Origin of the sequence: Leclercia sp. LTM14 (assembly GCF_023736175.1) — a bacterium.
GTDB lineage: Bacteria > Pseudomonadota > Gammaproteobacteria > Enterobacterales > Enterobacteriaceae > Enterobacter > Enterobacter barmai.
The window spans coordinates 53714-71127 of the sequence record NZ_JAIKTT010000007.1; the positions used below are offsets into that span (position 1 = coordinate 53714).

Annotated in this window: 17 protein-coding genes and 2 pseudogenes; 12 read left to right on the plus strand and 7 right to left on the minus strand. The window is 56.9% G+C overall.

Annotated elements, in window-relative coordinates; genetic code table 11:
- Positions 1-4 precede the first annotated feature (4 nt).
- From dnaJ to nhaR, 3 genes are all read left to right on the plus strand, one after another.
- The gene (gene dnaJ / locus K5I40_RS14985) at positions 5-1138 is read left to right on the plus strand and encodes a molecular chaperone DnaJ (protein WP_039030436.1); all 1134 of its coding nucleotides are present in this window, start codon (positions 5-7) and stop codon (positions 1136-1138) included.
- Between the two features lie 147 nt (positions 1139-1285).
- Positions 1286-2485: a Na+/H+ antiporter NhaA gene (gene nhaA, locus K5I40_RS14990; RefSeq protein ID WP_251929749.1), complete on the plus strand. Its 1200-nt coding sequence runs from the start codon at positions 1286-1288 to the stop codon at positions 2483-2485.
- 58 nt (positions 2486-2543) lie between these two features.
- Entirely contained in the window at positions 2544-3443 is a 900-nt protein-coding gene (nhaR, locus tag K5I40_RS14995; RefSeq protein ID WP_039030434.1) for a transcriptional activator NhaR, read from the plus strand.
- 57 nt (positions 3444-3500) lie between these two features.
- Here the strand turns inward: nhaR and rpsT are convergent, their stop codons facing one another.
- Positions 3501-3764 (minus strand): 30S ribosomal protein S20, encoded by a 264-nt coding sequence (rpsT, locus tag K5I40_RS15000; RefSeq protein ID WP_012015991.1) that lies wholly within the window; start codon positions 3762-3764, stop codon positions 3501-3503.
- Positions 3765-3865: 101 nt separating this feature from the next.
- On the opposite strand from rpsT, the pseudogene K5I40_RS15005 reads away from it, so the two are divergent.
- From K5I40_RS15005 to ispH, 6 genes and pseudogenes are all read left to right on the plus strand, one after another.
- Positions 3866-4084 (plus strand): annotated as a pseudogene (locus K5I40_RS15005) (DUF2575 domain-containing protein).
- A 7-nt stretch (positions 4085-4091) separates the two neighbouring features.
- Positions 4092-5030 carry a bifunctional riboflavin kinase/FAD synthetase gene (ribF, locus tag K5I40_RS15010; protein WP_138370399.1) on the plus strand — a complete coding sequence of 313 codons (939 nt, stop codon included), beginning with the start codon at positions 4092-4094 and terminating at the stop codon, positions 5028-5030.
- Between the two features lie 33 nt (positions 5031-5063).
- Positions 5064-7880: an isoleucine--tRNA ligase gene (gene ileS / locus K5I40_RS15015; RefSeq protein WP_223074985.1), complete on the plus strand. Its 2817-nt coding sequence runs from the start codon at positions 5064-5066 to the stop codon at positions 7878-7880.
- On the plus strand, positions 7880-8380 hold the full coding sequence (lspA, locus tag K5I40_RS15020) for a signal peptidase II (RefSeq protein WP_039030431.1): 501 nt from the start codon (positions 7880-7882) through the stop codon (positions 8378-8380). The genes ileS and lspA overlap by 1 nt, the downstream gene beginning before the upstream one ends.
- 93 nt (positions 8381-8473) lie before the next feature.
- On the plus strand, positions 8474-8944 hold the full coding sequence (gene fkpB, locus K5I40_RS15025; RefSeq protein WP_138370401.1) for an FKBP-type peptidyl-prolyl cis-trans isomerase: 471 nt from the start codon (positions 8474-8476) through the stop codon (positions 8942-8944).
- Positions 8925-9874 (plus strand): annotated as a pseudogene (gene ispH, locus K5I40_RS15030) (4-hydroxy-3-methylbut-2-enyl diphosphate reductase). Before fkpB ends, ispH begins: the two are co-directional and overlap by 20 nt.
- A gap of 17 nt (positions 9875-9891) precedes the next feature.
- Here the strand turns inward: ispH and K5I40_RS15035 are convergent.
- Positions 9892-10797, minus strand: coding sequence for a LysR family transcriptional regulator (locus tag K5I40_RS15035; RefSeq protein WP_138370402.1), 906 nt, complete (start codon positions 10795-10797; stop codon positions 9892-9894).
- Between the two features lie 92 nt (positions 10798-10889).
- On the opposite strand from K5I40_RS15035, the gene K5I40_RS15040 reads away from it, so the two are divergent.
- The 3 genes from K5I40_RS15040 (at position 10890) to K5I40_RS15050 (ending at position 12961) form a co-directional block, all read left to right on the plus strand.
- Entirely contained in the window at positions 10890-11534 is a 645-nt protein-coding gene (locus K5I40_RS15040; protein ID WP_223074984.1) for an alanyl-tRNA editing protein, read from the plus strand.
- Between the two features lie 100 nt (positions 11535-11634).
- Positions 11635-12198, plus strand: a complete 564-nt coding sequence (locus K5I40_RS15045) for a glucose-6-phosphate isomerase family protein (protein WP_223074983.1) — start codon at positions 11635-11637, stop codon at positions 12196-12198.
- Positions 12191-12961: a glucose-6-phosphate isomerase family protein gene (locus K5I40_RS15050; RefSeq protein WP_223074982.1), complete on the plus strand. Its 771-nt coding sequence runs from the start codon at positions 12191-12193 to the stop codon at positions 12959-12961. The genes K5I40_RS15045 and K5I40_RS15050 overlap by 8 nt, the downstream gene beginning before the upstream one ends.
- A 27-nt stretch (positions 12962-12988) precedes the next feature.
- Here K5I40_RS15050 and K5I40_RS15055 read toward each other — a convergent pair whose 3' ends face one another.
- The 5 genes from K5I40_RS15055 to K5I40_RS15075 are packed head-to-tail and all read right to left on the minus strand — an operon-like array spanning position 12989 to position 17293.
- A complete protein-coding gene (locus K5I40_RS15055; RefSeq protein ID WP_138370406.1) occupies positions 12989-13807 on the minus strand; it encodes a PTS system mannose/fructose/sorbose family transporter subunit IID in 819 nt (272 codons plus the stop codon).
- Positions 13807-14604, minus strand: a complete 798-nt coding sequence (locus tag K5I40_RS15060; protein WP_039030423.1) for a PTS sugar transporter subunit IIC — start codon at positions 14602-14604, stop codon at positions 13807-13809. Before K5I40_RS15060 ends, K5I40_RS15055 begins: the two co-directional genes overlap by 1 nt.
- Positions 14605-14614: 10 nt before the next feature.
- On the minus strand, positions 14615-15109 hold the full coding sequence (locus K5I40_RS15065) for a PTS sugar transporter subunit IIB (protein ID WP_223074981.1): 495 nt from the start codon (positions 15107-15109) through the stop codon (positions 14615-14617).
- Positions 15110-15119: 10 nt separating this feature from the next.
- The gene (locus K5I40_RS15070; RefSeq protein WP_139564300.1) at positions 15120-15548 is read right to left on the minus strand and encodes a PTS sugar transporter subunit IIA; all 429 of its coding nucleotides are present in this window, start codon (positions 15546-15548) and stop codon (positions 15120-15122) included.
- 2 nt (positions 15549-15550) lie between these two features.
- Positions 15551-17293 (minus strand): class I mannose-6-phosphate isomerase, encoded by a 1743-nt coding sequence (locus K5I40_RS15075; protein ID WP_223074980.1) that lies wholly within the window; start codon positions 17291-17293, stop codon positions 15551-15553.
- Positions 17294-17414: the final 121 nt, after the last annotated feature.

The following is a 17414-nucleotide window of genomic DNA, read 5'->3' on the forward strand; positions in this document are numbered from 1 at the left end:
CAAGATGGCAAAGCAAGACTATTACGAGATTTTGGGCGTTTCCAAAACAGCGGAAGAGCGTGAAATCAAAAAGGCGTATAAGCGCCTGGCCATGAAATATCACCCGGACCGCAACCAGGGTGACAAAGAGGCCGAAGCCAGGTTTAAAGAGATCAAAGAAGCCTACGAAATCCTGACCGATGCGCAGAAACGTGCAGCATACGATCAGTACGGCCATGCCGCGTTTGAACAGGGCGGTATGGGCGGCGGCGGATTCGGTGGCGGCGGCGCAGATTTCAGCGATATCTTTGGTGACGTGTTCGGCGACATCTTCGGTGGCGGCCGCGGTCGTCAGCGTGCAGCCCGTGGCGCAGACCTGCGTTACAACATGGAGCTGACGCTGGAAGAAGCGGTGCGTGGCGTGACGAAAGAGATCCGCATCCCGACTCTTGAAGAGTGCGACGTCTGCCACGGCAGCGGCGCGAAAGTCGGCACCAAGCCACAGACCTGTCCAACCTGTCACGGTTCAGGCCAGGTGCAGATGCGCCAGGGCTTCTTCGCGGTGCAGCAGAGCTGTCCGCACTGTCAGGGTCGCGGTACGCTGATCAAGGATCCATGCAACAAATGTCACGGCCATGGTCGCGTCGAGAAGACCAAAACTCTGTCGGTTAAAATCCCGGCGGGCGTGGATACCGGCGATCGTATTCGTCTGTCTGGCGAAGGCGAAGCAGGGGAGCACGGCGCACCGGCAGGCGATCTGTACGTTCAGGTGCAGGTGAAGCAGCACGCAATTTTTGAACGTGAAGGCAACAACCTGTACTGTGAAGTGCCGATCAACTTTGCCATGGCGGCAATGGGCGGCGAGATCGAAGTGCCAACGCTGGACGGTCGTGTAAACCTTAAAGTGCCTGGCGAAACCCAGACCGGCAAGCTGTTCCGCATGCGCGGTAAAGGTGTGAAATCCGTCCGTGGCGGCGCTCAGGGCGACCTGCTTTGCCGCGTGGTGGTGGAAACCCCGGTTGGCCTGAACGAGAAGCAGAAGCAACTGCTGCGAGAACTGCAGGAGAGCTTTGGCGGCCCGACGGGTGAGAACAACAGCCCGCGTTCCAAAAGCTTCTTTGATGGCGTAAAAAAGTTCTTTGACGATTTGACTCGCTAACGCTGAGCTGATGTCGTTCCCGAAGCCCGGAAGCGATTCCGGGCTTTTTTATATCTGCTAAATTTAGATCGGAAAAACTGAATCAACAGTCAATATTAACCTGCTTTTACCGATGAATATCCGCGCGTATGATGGTTTTAACGAAGGATTGTCGTAAAAAGAGAGAGTAATAGTGAAACTTCTGAATCGTTTTTCCAGAATGAGGCCGCGGGCGGCATCATTCTTATCCTGGCCGCAGCCATCGCCATGCTGCTGGCAAATCTGGGCGCGACCCGCGACCTGTACCACGCTTTTCTGGAAACCCCCGTTGAGTTACGGGTCGGCGTGCTGGAAATCAACAAGAACATGCTGCTGTGGATCAACGATGCCCTGATGGCGGTCTTTTTCCTGCTGGTGGGGCTGGAGGTCAAGCGTGAGCTGATTCAGGGCTCCCTGGCAAGCCGTCAGCGTGCGGCATTCCCGGTGATTGCCGCTATTGGCGGGATGGTCGTCCCGGCGCTCATCTATCTGGCGTTTAACTATCAGGATCCTATTGCCCGTGATGGCTGGGCTATCCCGGCGGCCACGGATATTGCCTTTGCATTAGGCGTCCTGGCGCTGTTAGGCAACCGCGTGCCGATGGCGTTGAAAATCTTCCTGATGGCGCTGGCAATCATCGATGACCTGGGTGCAATTGTCATTATTGCCCTGTTCTATACCAGCGAGCTGTCGATGCTGTCCCTGGGCGTGGCGGCGGCAGCTATCGCCGCACTGGCGCTGCTGAACATCTTCAACGTGCGTCGGATTGGTATCTATGTGCTGGTGGGGATGGTGCTGTGGACGGCCGTGCTGAAATCGGGCGTGCATGCCACCCTGGCTGGGGTGATTGTCGGCTTCTTCGTGCCGCTGAGGCCGCAGCAGGGTAAATCACCGGCGAAGCAGCTGGAGCACGTTCTGCATCCGTGGGTCGCATTTATGATCCTGCCGCTCTTCGCCTTTGCTAACGCCGGTGTCTCCCTTAAGGGCGTCACGCTGGATGGAATGATGTCAATGCTGCCGCTGGGGATCATCGCCGGGCTGTTTATCGGTAAGCCGCTGGGGATCAGCCTCTTCTGCTGGCTGGCGCTGAAGCTGAAGCTGGCCACCTTGCCGCACGGAACCACCTGCCGCCAGATCATGGCCGTTGGCGTCCTTTGCGGGATTGGCTTTACAATGTCGATCTTTATTTCCACGCTGGCGTTTGGCGCGAGTGCACCTGAGCTCATCGACTGGGCTAAGTTGGCTATCTTAACCGGATCGCTGTTGTCGGCATTCACTGGCTATGCCTTACTGAAAACGAAATTGCCGGGGCAGGTGCATCCGGCGTAACGGGACTCCGGGAGGGCAGGCCGCCCTCCCGTTAACACTATCAGGGAGCGAGGAGCGTATGTCTCATCTTAACTACAACCATCTTTACTATTTCTGGCATGTCTATAAAGAGGGCTCGGTTGTCGGCGCGGCGGAGGCGCTCTATCTGACGCCACAGACCATTACCGGGCAGATCAAAGCCCTTGAAGAACGCCTGCAGGGGAAGCTGTTCAAGCGCAAAGGGCGCGGTATCGAGCCAAGCGAACTGGGCGAGCTGGTGTTTCGCTACGCGGACAAAATGTTCACCCTGAGTCAGGAGATGCTCGATATCGTCAACTACCGCAAGGAGTCGAACCTGCTCTTCGACGTGGGCATAGCGGATGCGTTGTCAAAACGGCTGGTCAGCGGGGTGCTGGATGCGGCAGTGGTGAAGGATGAGCAGATCCACCTGCGCTGTTTTGAATCCACGCACGAGATGCTGTTGGAGCAATTGAGCCAGCACAAGCTGGATATGATTATCTCCGACTGCCCTATCGATTCCACCCAACAGGAAGGTCTTTTCTCGGTGAAAATTGGCGAGTGCGGCGTCAGCTTCTGGTGCAGCAATCCGCCGCCAGAAAAGCCGTTTCCTGCCTGTCTGGAAGAGCGGCGTTTACTGGTGCCCGGACGTCGTTCGATGCTGGGACGCAAGCTGCTGAACTGGTTTAACTCTCAGGGGCTGAACGTTGAAATTCTGGGTGAGTTTGACGATGCCGCGCTAATGAAAGCCTTCGGTGAGGCGCATAACGCGATTTTTGTCGCCCCAACGCTGTATGCCCAGGATCTGTATGCGGACGAGAAAATTACCGAGATAGGGCGGGTGGACAACGTGATGGAAGAGTATCACGCGATATTTGCTGCAAGAATGATTCAGCACCCGGCGGTGCAGCGTATCTGTAACCAGGATTACAGCGCGCTGTTTACGCCACCGGCACTCTGAAGGCATAAAAAAACCCGCGTTAAGCGGGTTCTTTAAACAAGCAACAACAAGTGGCGATTAAGCCAGTTTGCTGATCTGCGCGGTCAGGTTTGCTTTATGACGCGCTGCTTTGTTTTTGTGGATCAGACCTTTAGCAGCCTGACGATCCACGATTGGTTGCATTTCGTTAAATGCGTTCTGCGCTGCAGCTTTGTCGCCAGCTTCGATTGCTGCGTATACTTTCTTGATGAAAGTACGCATCATAGAGCGACGGCTTGCGTTGTGCTTACGAGCCTTTTCAGACTGAACGGCACGTTTCTTAGCTGATTTGATATTAGCCAAGTCCAACTCCCAAATATGATCTATGTGGACAATTCAAAGGCCGAGGAATATGCCCTCTTTGCCCTCTTTTGTCAATGGATTTGTGCAAATAAGCGCCGTTAATTAGCGACGCTACGTTACGTAGTGATGGCGCAGGATTCTACCAGCTTGTCTCTCCTGAATACAGCTTTTCGACACAAAAAACGTCATCTGTAGACAGATTTTTTCGCTGTGAAAGGCAACCCTGATGAAATCATTACGGCTTTCTGTTTTGCGTGAACAATCGCCGGTTAACCTTAACCGCTGTACAAGGTATACTTTGGCGATTTTCACTGTTTTGAGCCAGTCATGAAGCTGATACGCGGCATACATAATCTGAGTCAGGCCCCGCACGGGTGTGTGCTGACTATTGGTAATTTCGACGGCGTGCATCGTGGGCATCAGGTGCTGTTGCAGGGATTGCGTGAAGAAGGGCGGGCTCGTGGTCTGCCGGTTGTAGTCATGATTTTTGAGCCGCAGCCGCTGGAGCTGTTTGCCAGCGATAAGGCGCCTGCACGCCTGACCCGCCTGCGTGAAAAATTACGTTATCTCGCGCAGTGCGGCGTGGACTATGTCCTGTGCGTCCGTTTCGACCGACGTTTTGCCGCGCTGACGGCACAAAATTTTGTCGGCGACCTGCTGGTCGATCGTCTTGGCGTGCAGTTTTTGGCTGTGGGCGATGATTTCCGCTTTGGCGCTGGTCGTCAGGGGGATTTCTTGCTATTACAGAAGGCTGGCCTGGAGTATGGCTTTGACGTCACCAGCACCCAGACCTTTTGCGAAGGCGGCGTGCGCATCAGCAGCACGGCGGTTCGTCAGGCCTTAGCCGATGACGATCTCGATACCGCAGCAAAACTGCTCGGACGCCCGTTCTCCATTTCCGGGCGTGTGGTGCATGGCGATGAACTGGGTCGCACCATTGGTTTCCCTACGGCGAATTTACCGTTGCGCCGTCAGGTTTCCCCGGTCAAAGGGGTTTATGCGGTAGAAGTGACGGGGCTGGGCGATAAGCCTTTACCCGGCGTCGCCAATATTGGCACCCGTCCGACAGTGGCTGGCATACGCCAGCAGCTCGAAGTGCATTTGCTGGACGTTGTAATGGACCTCTACGGTCGCCATATAGATGTAATCCTGCGTAAAAAAATACGCAATGAGCAGCGATTCGCCTCGCTTGATGAGCTGAAAGCGCAAATCGCGAGAGATGAATTAACAGCCCGCGACATTTTTGGGCTATCAAACCCGGCTTAATGCCTGAGATATAAATACGGAACCGAGAATCTGATGAGTGACTATAAATCAACCCTGAATTTGCCGGAAACAGGGTTCCCGATGCGCGGCGACCTCGCCAAGCGTGAACCGGGAATGCTGGCGCGTTGGACCGATGATGACCTGTACGGCATCATCCGTGCAGCCAAAAAAGGTAAAAAAACTTTCATTCTGCATGATGGCCCTCCCTATGCGAATGGCAGCATTCATATTGGTCACTCTGTAAACAAGATTCTGAAAGACATTATCGTTAAGTCCAAAGGCTTAATGGGCTATGACTCGCCTTACGTTCCAGGCTGGGACTGTCACGGTCTGCCGATCGAGCTGAAAGTGGAGCAGGAGTTCGGCAAGCCGGGTGAGAAGTTCACCGCTGCTGAATTCCGTGCCAAATGCCGTGAATACGCCGCTACCCAGGTTGACGGTCAGCGCGAAGACTTTATCCGTCTGGGCGTGCTGGGCGACTGGTCGCACCCGTACCTGACCATGGACTTCAAAACCGAAGCCAACATCATCCGTGCGCTGGGCAAAATCATCGGCAACGGCCACCTGCACAAAGGCGCCAAGCCGGTGCACTGGTGCGTGGACTGCCGCTCTGCGCTGGCTGAGGCGGAAGTTGAGTATTACGACAAAACGTCTCCATCCATCGACGTGGCCTTTGAAGGTGTCGATCAGGATGCGCTGCAGGCCAAGTTTGGTCTGCCGGGCGTCAATGGCCCAATCTCACTGGTTATCTGGACCACCACGCCGTGGACCCTGCCTGCTAACCGCGCGATCTCCCTCTCTGCGGAGTTCGAATACGCGCTGGTACAGGTTGAAGGCCGCGCGCTGATCCTGGCAAAAGATCTGGTTGAGAGCGTGCTGAAGCGCGCCAACATCACCGACTACAAAATCCTCGGCACCGTGAAGGGCGCTGAACTGGAGCTGATGCGCTTTAAGCATCCGTTCCTTAATTTCGACGTACCGGCAATCCTGGGCGAGCACGTTACCCTGGAAGCGGGTACCGGTGCGGTACATACCGCCGGTGGTCACGGTCCGGATGACTATAACATCAGCCTGCAGTACGGTCTGGAAATCGCTAACCCGGTTGGCCCGGACGGCGCTTACCTGCCAGGCACGTACCCGGCGCTGGACGGCATCAACGTCTTTAAAGCCAACGACATCATCGTCAACCTGCTGCGCGACAACGGCTCGCTGCTGCACGTTGAGAAAATGCAGCACAGCTATCCATGCTGCTGGCGCCACAAGACGCCGATCATCTTCCGTGCGACCCCGCAGTGGTTCGTCAGCATGGATCAGAAAGGCCTGCGCGCGCAGTCCCTCTCCGAGATCAAAGGCGTGCAGTGGATCCCTGACTGGGGCCAGGCGCGTATCGAATCCATGGTCGCGAACCGTCCTGACTGGTGTATCTCCCGTCAGCGTACCTGGGGCGTACCTATGTCCCTGTTCGTCCATAAAGAGACCCAGGAGCTGCACCCGCGCACCCTGGAGCTGATGGAAGAAGTGGCCAAACGCGTTGAGGTTGACGGCATTCAGGCGTGGTGGGATCTCGACTCCCGCGACATCCTGGGCGACGACGCTGATACCTACGAGAAAGTGCCGGATACCCTGGACGTCTGGTTCGACTCCGGTTCTACCCACTCCTCCGTGGTTGACGTGCGTCCGGAATTTGCCGGTCATGCCGCCGACATGTATCTGGAAGGTTCTGACCAACACCGTGGCTGGTTCATGTCATCTCTGATGATCTCCACCGCCATGAAGGGCAAAGCGCCATACCGTCAGGTACTGACTCACGGCTTCACCGTGGATGGTCAGGGCCGCAAGATGTCCAAATCTATCGGTAACACCGTTTCCCCGCAGGACGTGATGAACAAGCTGGGCGCGGATATTCTGCGTCTGTGGGTGGCATCCACCGACTACACCGGCGAAATGGCGGTCTCCGACGAGATCCTGAAACGTGCTGCCGACAGCTATCGTCGTATCCGTAACACCGCGCGCTTCCTGCTGGCGAACCTCAACGGTTTCGATCCGGCAAAAGATATGGTGAAACCGGAAGAGATGGTGGTGCTGGATCGCTGGGCGGTAGGCTGTGCCCAGGCGGCGCAGGAAGACATCGTTAAAGCGTATGACTCTTACGATTTCCACGAAGTGGTGCAGCGGCTGATGCGCTTCTGCTCCATCGAGATGGGCTCTTTCTACCTCGACATTATCAAAGACCGTCAGTACACCGCCAAAGCGGACAGCGTGGCGCGTCGCAGCTGCCAGACCGCGCTGTACCACATCGCGGAAGCGCTGGTGCGCTGGATGGCACCGATCATGTCCTTCACCGCAGATGAGATCTGGGGCTATCTGCCAGGCGACCGTGAGAAGTATGTCTTCACCGGCGAGTGGTATGAAGGCCTGTTTGGTCTGGCTGAAACTGAAGCCATGAACGATGCTTTCTGGGACGAGCTGCTGAAAGTGCGCGGCGAAGTGAACAAGGTGATCGAGCAGGCGCGTACCGACAAGAAAGTGGGCGGCTCTCTGGAAGCGGCAGTGACCCTGTATGCCGAGCCAGAGCTGGCCGCGAAGCTGACGGCGCTGGGCGATGAATTACGATTTGTCCTGTTGACCTCCGGTGCGAAAGTTGCGGATTATGCCGACGCGAGCGCTGATGCCCAGCAGAGCGAACTGCTCAAAGGGCTGAAAGTGGCGCTGGTGAAAGCCGATGGTGATAAGTGCCCGCGTTGCTGGCATTACACCACCGATGTCGGCAAGGTGGCGGAACACGCAGATATCTGCGGACGCTGTGTCAGCAACGTCGCCGGTGATGGCGAAAAACGTAAGTTTGCCTGATGAGTAAATCACTCTCTTCAACAGGGCTGCGCTGGCTGTGGCTGGTGGTAGTCGTGCTGATTATTGATTTGGGCAGCAAGTACCTGATCCTCCAGAACTTTGCTCTGGGGGACACCGTACCGCTGTTCCCGTCGCTTAATCTGCACTATGCGCGTAACTATGGCGCGGCGTTTAGCTTCCTGGCCGACAGCGGCGGCTGGCAGCGCTGGTTCTTTGCAGGTATCGCGCTCGGTATCTGTGTGGTGCTGGCTGTGCTGATGTACCGCGGGAAAGCCACGCAAAAGCTGAACAACATTGCCTACGCGCTGATCATTGGCGGTGCGCTGGGTAACCTGTTCGACCGTCTGTGGCACGGCTTTGTGGTCGATATGATCGACTTCTACGTCGGCAACTGGCATTTCGCCACTTTCAACCTGGCCGATACGGCGATTTGTATCGGTGCGGCGCTGATTGTGCTGGAAGGCTTCTTGCCGAAACCCGCAGCGAAAGAGCAGGCGTAACAGTAAATGCCGGGTGGCGCTATGCTTACCCGGCCTACGATTTTGTAGGCCCGGTAAGCGCAGCGCCACCGGGCAAACCTCAGGCTAAATTGCATGTCTAAATCCGTACAGTCCAACAGCGCGATGCTGGTTCATTTCACGCTGAAACTTGATGATGGCTCCACGGCGGAGTCCACCCGCAATAACGGCAAACCGGCGCTGTTCCGTCTGGGTGATACCTCTCTGTCTGAAGGTCTTGAGCAGCAGCTGCTGGGGCTGAAAGAAGGGGATAAAAAAACCTTCTCTCTGGAGCCGGATGCAGCATTTGGCGTGCCGTCCCCGGACCTGATCCAGTACTTCTCGCGTCGTGAATTCATGGATGCGGGGGAACCTGAGATTGGGGCGATTATGCTCTTTACCGCTATGGATGGCAGCGAAATGCCAGGCGTGATCCGTGAAATCAACGGCGACTCGATTACCGTCGATTTCAACCACCCCCTCGCCGGGCGTACCGTCCATTTTGATGTTGAAGTACTGGAAATCGACCCGGTACTGGAGGATGTGAATGCAGATCCTGTTGGCTAACCCGCGCGCTTCTGCGCCGGTGTAGACCGCGCTATCAGCATTGTTGAAAACGCGCTGGAGCTTTACGGCGCGCCTATTTATGTCCGTCACGAAGTGGTGCATAACCGCTACGTGGTGGATAGCCTGCGCGCACGCGGGGCAATCTTTATTGAGCAGATCGACGAAGTGCCGGACGGCGCGATCCTGATCTTCTCCGCACACGGCGTCTCTCAGGCGGTGCGTAACGAAGCGAAAAATCGCGATCTGACCGTTTTCGACGCCACCTGCCCGCTGGTGACCAAAGTGCATATGGAAGTGGCCCGTGCCAGCCGCCGTGGTGAAGAGTCGATTCTGATTGGTCACGCAGGCCACCCGGAAGTGGAAGGGACCATGGGACAGTACAGCAACCCGGAAGGGGGCATGTATCTGGTCGAGTCCCCTGAAGATGTGCTGACGCTGAACGTCAAAAACGAAGCCAAACTGTCGTTTATGACCCAGACCACGCTTTCCGTGGATGATACGTCCGACGTTATCGATGCGCTGCGAAGCCGCTTCCCGAAAATCGTTGGCCCGCGTAAAGATGACATCTGCTACGCCACCACCAACCGTCAGGAAGCGGTGCGCGCCCTGGCGGAGCAGGCGGATGTGGTGCTGGTTGTCGGCTCGAAAAACTCCTCTAACTCCAACCGTCTGGCCGAACTGGCGCAGCGAATGGGGAAAGCCGCGTTCCTGATCGACGATGCTACCGATATTCAGGAAGCCTGGGTAAAAGAGGTGCAGTGCGTTGGCGTGACGGCCGGTGCCTCGGCGCCGGATATTCTGGTGCAGAACGTGATTGCGCGTCTGCAGGAGCTGGGCGGCGGGGAAGCCATTCCGCTGGCGGGCCGCGAAGAGAATATCGTCTTCGAAGTGCCGAAAGAGCTGCGTATCGACGCGCGAGAAGTCGAGTAAGGTTTAAAAAATGCCAGTCACTTAATGACTGGCATTTTTTCATTCAGATAGTTGATCATTGCCCGCATTCTGGCTGGCATATGTTTGTTGCGCGTCCACAGTAGCCAGAGGTCGCCCGTATAGCTGCTGATAAACTCCCAAGCCGGCAGAACCTGCACAATCTCCCCTCGTTCCAGAGCCTCTCGCGCGGTAAACAGCGGTAAACTCCCGATGCCGACATGCTGTTTGACCGCATCCAGCCGCACGCCCGTGTGGTTAGCAGCGTAGCGTCCGTGCGTCTGGACGATCTCCGTTTTCCCCTGCAAGGTGAATTTCCAGCGTGAATCGGCCGGGGTTTCACCGAGCGAAATACAGCTATGTGCCCGCAGGTCGTGCGGATGCTGTGGCGTACCTCTGCGACGAAGGTATTCTGGCGTGGCGCAAATAACATGGGTTACCGGCATCAGCGGTTTTCCATACAGGCCAGGAGAGGGTGTCCTGGTGATGCGTAATGCCAGATCGACACCATCCTCGATCAGATCCATGTAACGATCCTCCAGGCGCAGGCAGACGTCAATTTGCGGGTAGCGCTCCAGGAACGCCGGGATCAGCGGATGGATCACAAACCGTCCCACGGCTTTCGGCACGCTCAAGGTGAGCTTTCCCTGGGCAACGGTTTGCAGACTGCTACCGGAATCTATTGCCTGTTGCGCCGCTTCCAGCATATCCAGCGCGTGTTCATAAACCGATTTTCCGGTTTCAGTAAGGGCCAGCTTGCGCGTGGTGCGGTGCAGTAACTTACATCCCATCTCCTTTTCGAGGCGTGAAACACAGCGGCTGATCGCCGAGGGCGTTGCTCCCGTAATACGGGCAGCCGTTGAAAAGTTGCCGTGCTCTACGATGGTCACGAAGGTAGCAAGATCAGGTAAGAGTGCAGGTTTCATTTGTGTCTGCCAGGCAATAGTGCATTGTTTGAAAGCAGGATTATCGATGCGGAAGTAATGAATATACTGTCAGGGTACAGAGGAGGACAACCATGACAGAACGACTTTATTACATAAGTGACGCGACAGAAGGCCACGCGAAGGTGGTCCGATGCACATCCGAGCCTGATGGCCGCTACGCCGTTGAGCTGGAGCGGACCCTTTTCCATCCGCAGGGTGGCGGACAGCCAGCGGATCGGGGTGCGATCGCGGGGATTGCGGTGGAGGGAGTGAGCCTGCGTGGGGAGTCTGTTATTCACATTCTGGCTCAACCGCTTGCGCCAGGCGCGGTGGTGGAAATGCAGATCGATAAAAGTACGCGAGCGCGTCATTCCCGCTGGCACAGCGCAGGCCATTTGATTGGTTACGCCGGTGAGCGGTTTGGTTGGGAGCCAGTAAAAGCCCATCACTGGCCCGGTGAAGGACGAATTACTTTTATCCCCCGGGAGCAACAGATATCGATGCCTGATGCCAACGCGCTGCTCGCGATGATTAAAGGCTGGCAAGCGGACAACCTGCTTCTTTATACCGACATTGAAGCGGGCAGGCGCAAGGTTCGCTTTGGCGATCTTCCTGCCTATTCGTGTGGTGGAACGCATGTTAAACAGCTGGCTGAAACCGATGGGATGCAGATCCTAGGGCTGAAAATGAAAAAAGGGCAGCTGGTGGTGACTTATGCCCTCCATGAGCAGGCATAACAGGCGTGTGATTAACCCGACAAAGCGGGCGGCTTCTCAGGAGGGTAACGGGTTAATCTGGTAAGCTTGTCATGTTGTTCTCCTCGGGCCGGAGATAAACATGAATCCTGACGTAATCCTGCCACCCCAGGTGGCGTGGGCCAGCGGTGTATTCGCTAATGCTCCACTGATCCGCAAGACGACACGCCTCGCCGATCTGCCAGACTTTTTCAGTGATAACAACGCCTGGCGTGGCTGCGATCCGCAGCAGCGCCTCTATGACGTTGAAACGATCGACTCCCCGTCGGGTGAAGGGGCGCTGTACGTCGGCGTTACCCATCTGTATGCGGGCAAAATCGGTGACGAGTTTTTTATGACGCGCGGTCATTTTCACCAGCGCCGTGAACAGGGCGAGGTCTATTTTGGCCTGTGCGGACGCGGCCTGCTGCTGCTTCAGACGGCGTCCGGTGAGGCGCGCCTTGAGCGCGTGAAGCCCGGCTCTGTGCACATCATCCCCTCCTTTACTGCGCACCGTCTGATTAACACCGGCGATGAGACGCTTTCTGCGCTGGCGGTCTGGCCCAGCGTGGCCGGGCATGACTATGCGGCTTTGGCCGGTGGTTTTGCGCTTCGCGTATTTGCCTCTGACCATCACTTGCAGGAATGGGAGGCGCGCAATGATTAATTTCGGACTGGATATGACCATTGCGCATCGACCATTGGGCTTCAGCTACGGAGATGACGTTACCGGCCCGATGCCGGAAATTCGCACCCTGGATCAGATCCGTCCGTCGCTGCGCAATCCCGACTGCGAAGGGCCGGAGCAGGTTTATGCTATCGCGATGGACGTGGCGCGCCTGGCGGACAGGCCAGAGCTCGAAAAACGGATGCTGCTGTTTGGCGTGGTCACCTACGCCGCAGGCACGCTCGGCGATGAGCCGGTCCGCAGCCAGGGGCATGTGCACTGTATCAGCCAACACAGCGGATGGTCGCCCCCTGAGCTGTATGAAATCTGGCAGGGTAAAGCGATTATCTATATGCAGGAGTTTGTTGATGACGATCCGGGACGCTGCTTTGCGGTGCTGGCGGGACCGGGTGAAAAAGTGCTGGTTCCGCCCGGATGGGGCCATGCGACCATTTCAGCCTCTGCCGGGGAGCCGCTGACCTTTGGCGCGTGGTGCGATCGGGAATACGGCTTTGAGTATGACGCCGTGCGTGCGCGCAAAGGGCTGGCATGGTATCCCCTGGTTCAGGGCGATCATATTGTCTGGCAGCAAAATAGCCACTACAGGCCGGGGCGATTACAGATGATTACGCCGCGCGGTTATTCGGAATTCGGTATTACCGATGCCCCTATTTATCAGCAGTTTATCGACGATCCGGCGCGGTTTCAGTTTATCTCGCGACCGGATAAAACCGCCGGGCTGTGGGAAAACTTCCATCCATAAAGTGACCGGGGCCTCGCCCCGGTTCTCTTATCCGGCGAACAAACCTGACGCCACGCCAAGCGCGGCCAGAACCAGCAGTAATAGCATGGCCTTAACCGGCGACACGCCGCGTTTTGCCATCAGATACCAGGTTCCCAGCACCACCGTCAGCGGAAGCAGCTGTGGGAAAATACCGTCCAGCATCTGCTGCACGTGAATGTTAACCCCGTCCCGGGTGATGAACTCCAGGCCGGTGCCGAGCTTCACGTAGCTGGCCGCCACGCCGCCCATAACGAACACCCCGAGGAGGGAGAGCGCCTCCCGAAGCCGGGTGGATTTACTGCTGACCAGCATCTCCACGGAGCCTGAGCCCATCTGGTAGCCTTTGAGAAACAGAAACCAGGAGCCAGGAATGATAATGGCCAGCCAGGCGACGGTGTAAAACAGCGGGCCGAGGATGTTTCCGCCTGCCGCCAGCGCCATCCCGATACTGAGGAGGATCGGGATCAGCATGCCCGGGATCATAGAATCGCCGATGCCGGCGATGGGTCCCATCAGGCCTACCTTCAGGGTGTTAATGGTTTCACCATCAATTGGCTCGCCGTTGGCTTTTTTCTCCTCCAGACCCAGCGCCATACCGTTGACGATCGCGCCAATTTGCGGCTCTGTGTTGTAGAACGACGCGTGACGGCGCAGCATTTCAGTGCGTTGAGCCGCATCAGGATAGAGTTTTTTTGCCACCGGCAGCATGCTCAGGCAGAAGCCGAAGGATTCCAGACGTTCAAAGCTCATGGAGGAGAGGTTATGCATCATCCACGCCCGCCAGCAGCGGCGCAGATCTCTGCGGGTAAGTTTATGTTCTTCCATCAGAATTCATCCTCGTCGTCAGCGACCGGCGCAGAAGCCACGGCCTGCGGCGTTTCAGGTTTGTAGTTGTAATGGATGAGTGCCAGCAGGGCGCCCACGATCACCAGCGCAACCATATTGAGTTTGAGAAATACGATGCAGACGAAGCCCACCAGGAAGTAGATGAGCATGGTATAGCTTTTGATGATCTGCTTAAGCAGGATGGCGATACCGACGGCGGGTAAAATACCGCCCAGCACGTTCATGGTGGAGAGGACGATCTGCGGCAGGCTATCCATAAAGCCGCTGATGTACTGCGCGCCGAAAAAGACGGCAATAAAGGTCGGGACAAAGCGCAGTACAAAGTTCATCGCCTGCGGCCAGATGGCGCTGTTGAGGTAGATCCCGCGCTCGTCGCCGTGCTCAAGCGCCACATCCGCCCGATGGTTCCAGAATGAGTTTAGTACCATCATCGCATTAAACAGAATGGTGCCAGCGATGCCGATAGTGGCAGCCAGCGCCACCGCGACCTCTGGCCCTTTGCCGGAGAGGATCCCCAGCGCGATGGCCGGATAGGCCACGAAGTTTAAATCTGCTGGCATCGAGCCGCCGGGGGTCACCATCGCGATATAGACCGCCTGCACGGCTACGCCAATGATAATCCCGGTTTTGATATCGCCCAGGATCAGGCCAACCAGCATCCCGGAGATGAGCGGGCGGGAGATGAGATACCAGCCGCCAGTCAGCCCCAGAAGCCACGGGCTGCTGAGGGCGCCCAGATAACAGAGCAAACCAATTAACGCCGCTTCGATAATCATGATCCGCTCCTTATTTCAGCTTCAGTCTGGCGTCCTGCCAGCGGTAAAAACTGGCATCGGGAACCAGGCGAAATTCAATTTCGTGCCCCTGGCCGGTTAGCCACTCGAAGGCCACGGCTTCCTCGTTCGTTACCGACTGATTCGGGCCGATGGTAATCGTGTTCGCCCGGGCGCTCATCGGCCCTACGTTAATTTTGCCATTGCTGTTTTTCAGGCTGATACCCGCCTGTTCAATGCGCTGTAGCGTGAGCGGCGATCTACCAATCACAAAATAGCGTTTCTCGCTGGCGATCACTTTTGGCAGTTTTTCAATGGCCGTTGCCGTATCAAAAAGCCACACTTTGGTGTCAGAGACGGCTCCTTTCATGACTGACGACAGCAGCGGATCGGCCGCAACGGCATCGTCAATGGCAACGATGCCGTCACAGGGCAGCTCCCTGGCCCAGCGTGTAATGAGCTGCCCGTGGATGACGCGATCGTCAATACGTACAAAAGAAATACTCATATGCGGCTCCTCAAAAATCGTCTGTCTGTACAGACTCTGTCGGCGTTGCCTGAACCAGCGTCGGCAGAGTGAGTTCGATTAGTTGCGCGGCGGCGTGATGGACATCGCTTGCCGCCATCACCTCGTCGGTTTGCAGTAGCATCGGTAAGTTGACCCCCGCCACCACGGCGACCGGGGGCTGCGTTTGCGGATTAAAGGCGACCTCGCACGCCACGTTCCACGGCGTGCCGCTTTGCATATCGCACAGCACCAGCACGCCGTCGGCATCGGCGCTTGCGGCTTCCAGCGTGGCGCAAAAATCCCGGCGAAAACCCTCAATTCCCGCCTGTTCGCTCAGGCAGACGGCGTGCACGCCGGGCAGGTCGCCGTACACCATCCGGCCACTCTCAAGCAGCGCGGCGGCAAGCGGGCCGTGGGTTGCAACTATAAAATGAATCATCGTTAGCTCCTCACCCAGGCTTTGATGGTGGCCAGCTGCTGTCCAGACGCGCTGGCGGCAGGCGAAATGCGGTATTCACCCACCCTTGCCGGGATAATGAAAGTTTCGGCGTAATGGACGGTAAACGGCGCGAAAGCGCCGGTAGGGCTGTCGACAATCGCTTCGTCGCCCTCAATAAGATTGAGCACATTCACACCACCCGCGGTGTTATGGATAACGGGTTCGCTAAACCAGTGGCGACGCGTTTCGATAAATTCACGCTCGTGCAGGCCGGTGCGTTCTTCGCGCCAGCGCTCTCCTTGCGCAATGGGTTCAAACTGATTCACCAGATGCTGATGGACCCACTGCGTGTCGCGCTGCCAGTCGATGACCTGTTCACCATGTTCCAGATGTACCGGACGCGGCTGGCCGTCCAGGCCCAGGCGGCCCCAGTCCCACAGTTTGAAGGTGAAGATGTATGGCGTGGCGCTGATCTCCAGCACCATTGTTCCAGCGCCGGAGCAGTGCACCGTACCTGCAGGGATCAGAAAATGGTCGTGTTTTTTCGCCGGGATCTGATTAACGAACCGGGCGTCATCAAAAGATTTTTCACCGCGCCCGGCACGCCTGAGGTCGTCCATCATTGCCCGGGGATCGGTACCGGTTTTGGTGCCCAGGTAGACCACGGCACCCGGCCCGGCTTCCAGGATGTAATAGCTCTCATCCTGGGTGTAGTGCATCCCAAACTGCTGCTGGATGTACTCGGTAACAGGGTGGACCTGGAAGCTCAGGTTCTGGCCACCGATGGTATCCAGGAAGTCAAAACGGATCGGGAACTCCGCGCCGAAACGCGCGTGAACTTTCTCGCCCAGCAGCGCACGAGGCTCAAGTAAAACCAGGTCCTGAGAGGGGATCTCGATCCGCACCGCGCCAAAACGCAGTAACAGGCTGTTTTCCTCGGGCACGCAGTCAAAACACCATGCGTAATTGGGTGCAGAGGGATCGAGATCGAATTGCTGTTTCATCCACTGGCCGCCCCAGACGCCGGGATCGAAAAATGGCACCACGCGAAATGGCTGGGCAGTGGTCTGGGCCAGACCGGCCCGCAGCGCCTTGCCGGTGACCATCGCAGGAAGCGCTTTGCGGGTGGTATCCAGTAAAAAATCGGCGCGCCTGAGCAGGGGGGTTTTATGGCGATCGAAGACGCGCCACTCAACAAAAAAAGCCCGCTTGTAGCGACGAAGCATATCCTCGTGCTGATTCTCTGCCCCCCAGTTGCCCATCTCACCGCTGCGCATACGCTGCTGGATCTCCCAGCGCGGAAGATCGGCGTACACCAGCACGTCACCCGGATGAATAAGCGCCGCACCGGGGCCGTAAATGACAATCAGCCCTGCGGAACACTGGCTCACCTGAGTCTGCAATGCCTCCAGACGTGCGGCGTCGAAAAATTCAACCAGCTGGTGGCAGGAGAGCACGCCAAAGACGCGATCGTCGGTGAGGTTGCGGGCAATCATCTCATGGATGGCCTGCTCACCCTGTCGTGCCTGCCCGGCATTAATCGTCAGCGCCGGGCGTAGGCGCGGCAGCACGTTGTCTTCAAGTTCGGTCATGCGCACGCCCGGATAACAATCGATCACCAGTACGGTGCGGCTGCGCGGCTGGGTTTTTGCTTCAAGGGTTCGGGTAATCGCCTCCCATCCTTGCCAGGCGCTGTCGTCATAACCCTGGATCGTCACCGTGGGGAATTTGTCGTAGGCAGTCATTCTATCCTCCATAATCGTGACTTAAGGTTATTCGATTAACCGCGTTTGAGAAGAGTGGTTAACGCGATTAACCCGCCATAAATGGCAATGTAATCCCGATCGGTAGCGGTAATGTGAAGAG

What these genes read in the sequence shown, in the direction of transcription:
- ribF (WP_138370399.1), top strand. Translation starts at nt 4,092, where the DNA reads ATGAAGCTGATACGCGGCATACATAATCTGAGTCAGGCCCCGCACGGG.
- K5I40_RS15070 (WP_139564300.1), bottom strand. Translation starts at nt 15,548, where the DNA reads ATGATTCATTTTATAGTTGCAACCCACGGCCCGCTTGCCGCCGCGCTG.
- K5I40_RS15065 (WP_223074981.1), bottom strand. Translation starts at nt 15,109, where the DNA reads ATGAGTATTTCTTTTGTACGTATTGACGATCGCGTCATCCACGGGCAG.
- K5I40_RS15075 (WP_223074980.1), bottom strand. Translation starts at nt 17,293, where the DNA reads ATGACTGCCTACGACAAATTCCCCACGGTGACGATCCAGGGTTATGAC.
- nhaR (WP_039030434.1), top strand. Translation starts at nt 2,544, where the DNA reads ATGTCTCATCTTAACTACAACCATCTTTACTATTTCTGGCATGTCTAT.
- K5I40_RS15045 (WP_223074983.1), top strand. Translation starts at nt 11,635, where the DNA reads ATGAATCCTGACGTAATCCTGCCACCCCAGGTGGCGTGGGCCAGCGGT.
- lspA (WP_039030431.1), top strand. Translation starts at nt 7,880, where the DNA reads ATGAGTAAATCACTCTCTTCAACAGGGCTGCGCTGGCTGTGGCTGGTG.
- dnaJ (WP_039030436.1), top strand. Translation starts at nt 5, where the DNA reads ATGGCAAAGCAAGACTATTACGAGATTTTGGGCGTTTCCAAAACAGCG.
- K5I40_RS15035 (WP_138370402.1), bottom strand. Translation starts at nt 10,797, where the DNA reads ATGAAACCTGCACTCTTACCTGATCTTGCTACCTTCGTGACCATCGTA.
- ileS (WP_223074985.1), top strand. Translation starts at nt 5,064, where the DNA reads ATGAGTGACTATAAATCAACCCTGAATTTGCCGGAAACAGGGTTCCCG.
- K5I40_RS15040 (WP_223074984.1), top strand. Translation starts at nt 10,890, where the DNA reads ATGACAGAACGACTTTATTACATAAGTGACGCGACAGAAGGCCACGCG.
- K5I40_RS15050 (WP_223074982.1), top strand. Translation starts at nt 12,191, where the DNA reads ATGATTAATTTCGGACTGGATATGACCATTGCGCATCGACCATTGGGC.
- K5I40_RS15055 (WP_138370406.1), bottom strand. Translation starts at nt 13,807, where the DNA reads ATGGAAGAACATAAACTTACCCGCAGAGATCTGCGCCGCTGCTGGCGG.
- fkpB (WP_138370401.1), top strand. Translation starts at nt 8,474, where the DNA reads ATGTCTAAATCCGTACAGTCCAACAGCGCGATGCTGGTTCATTTCACG.
- K5I40_RS15060 (WP_039030423.1), bottom strand. Translation starts at nt 14,604, where the DNA reads ATGATTATCGAAGCGGCGTTAATTGGTTTGCTCTGTTATCTGGGCGCC.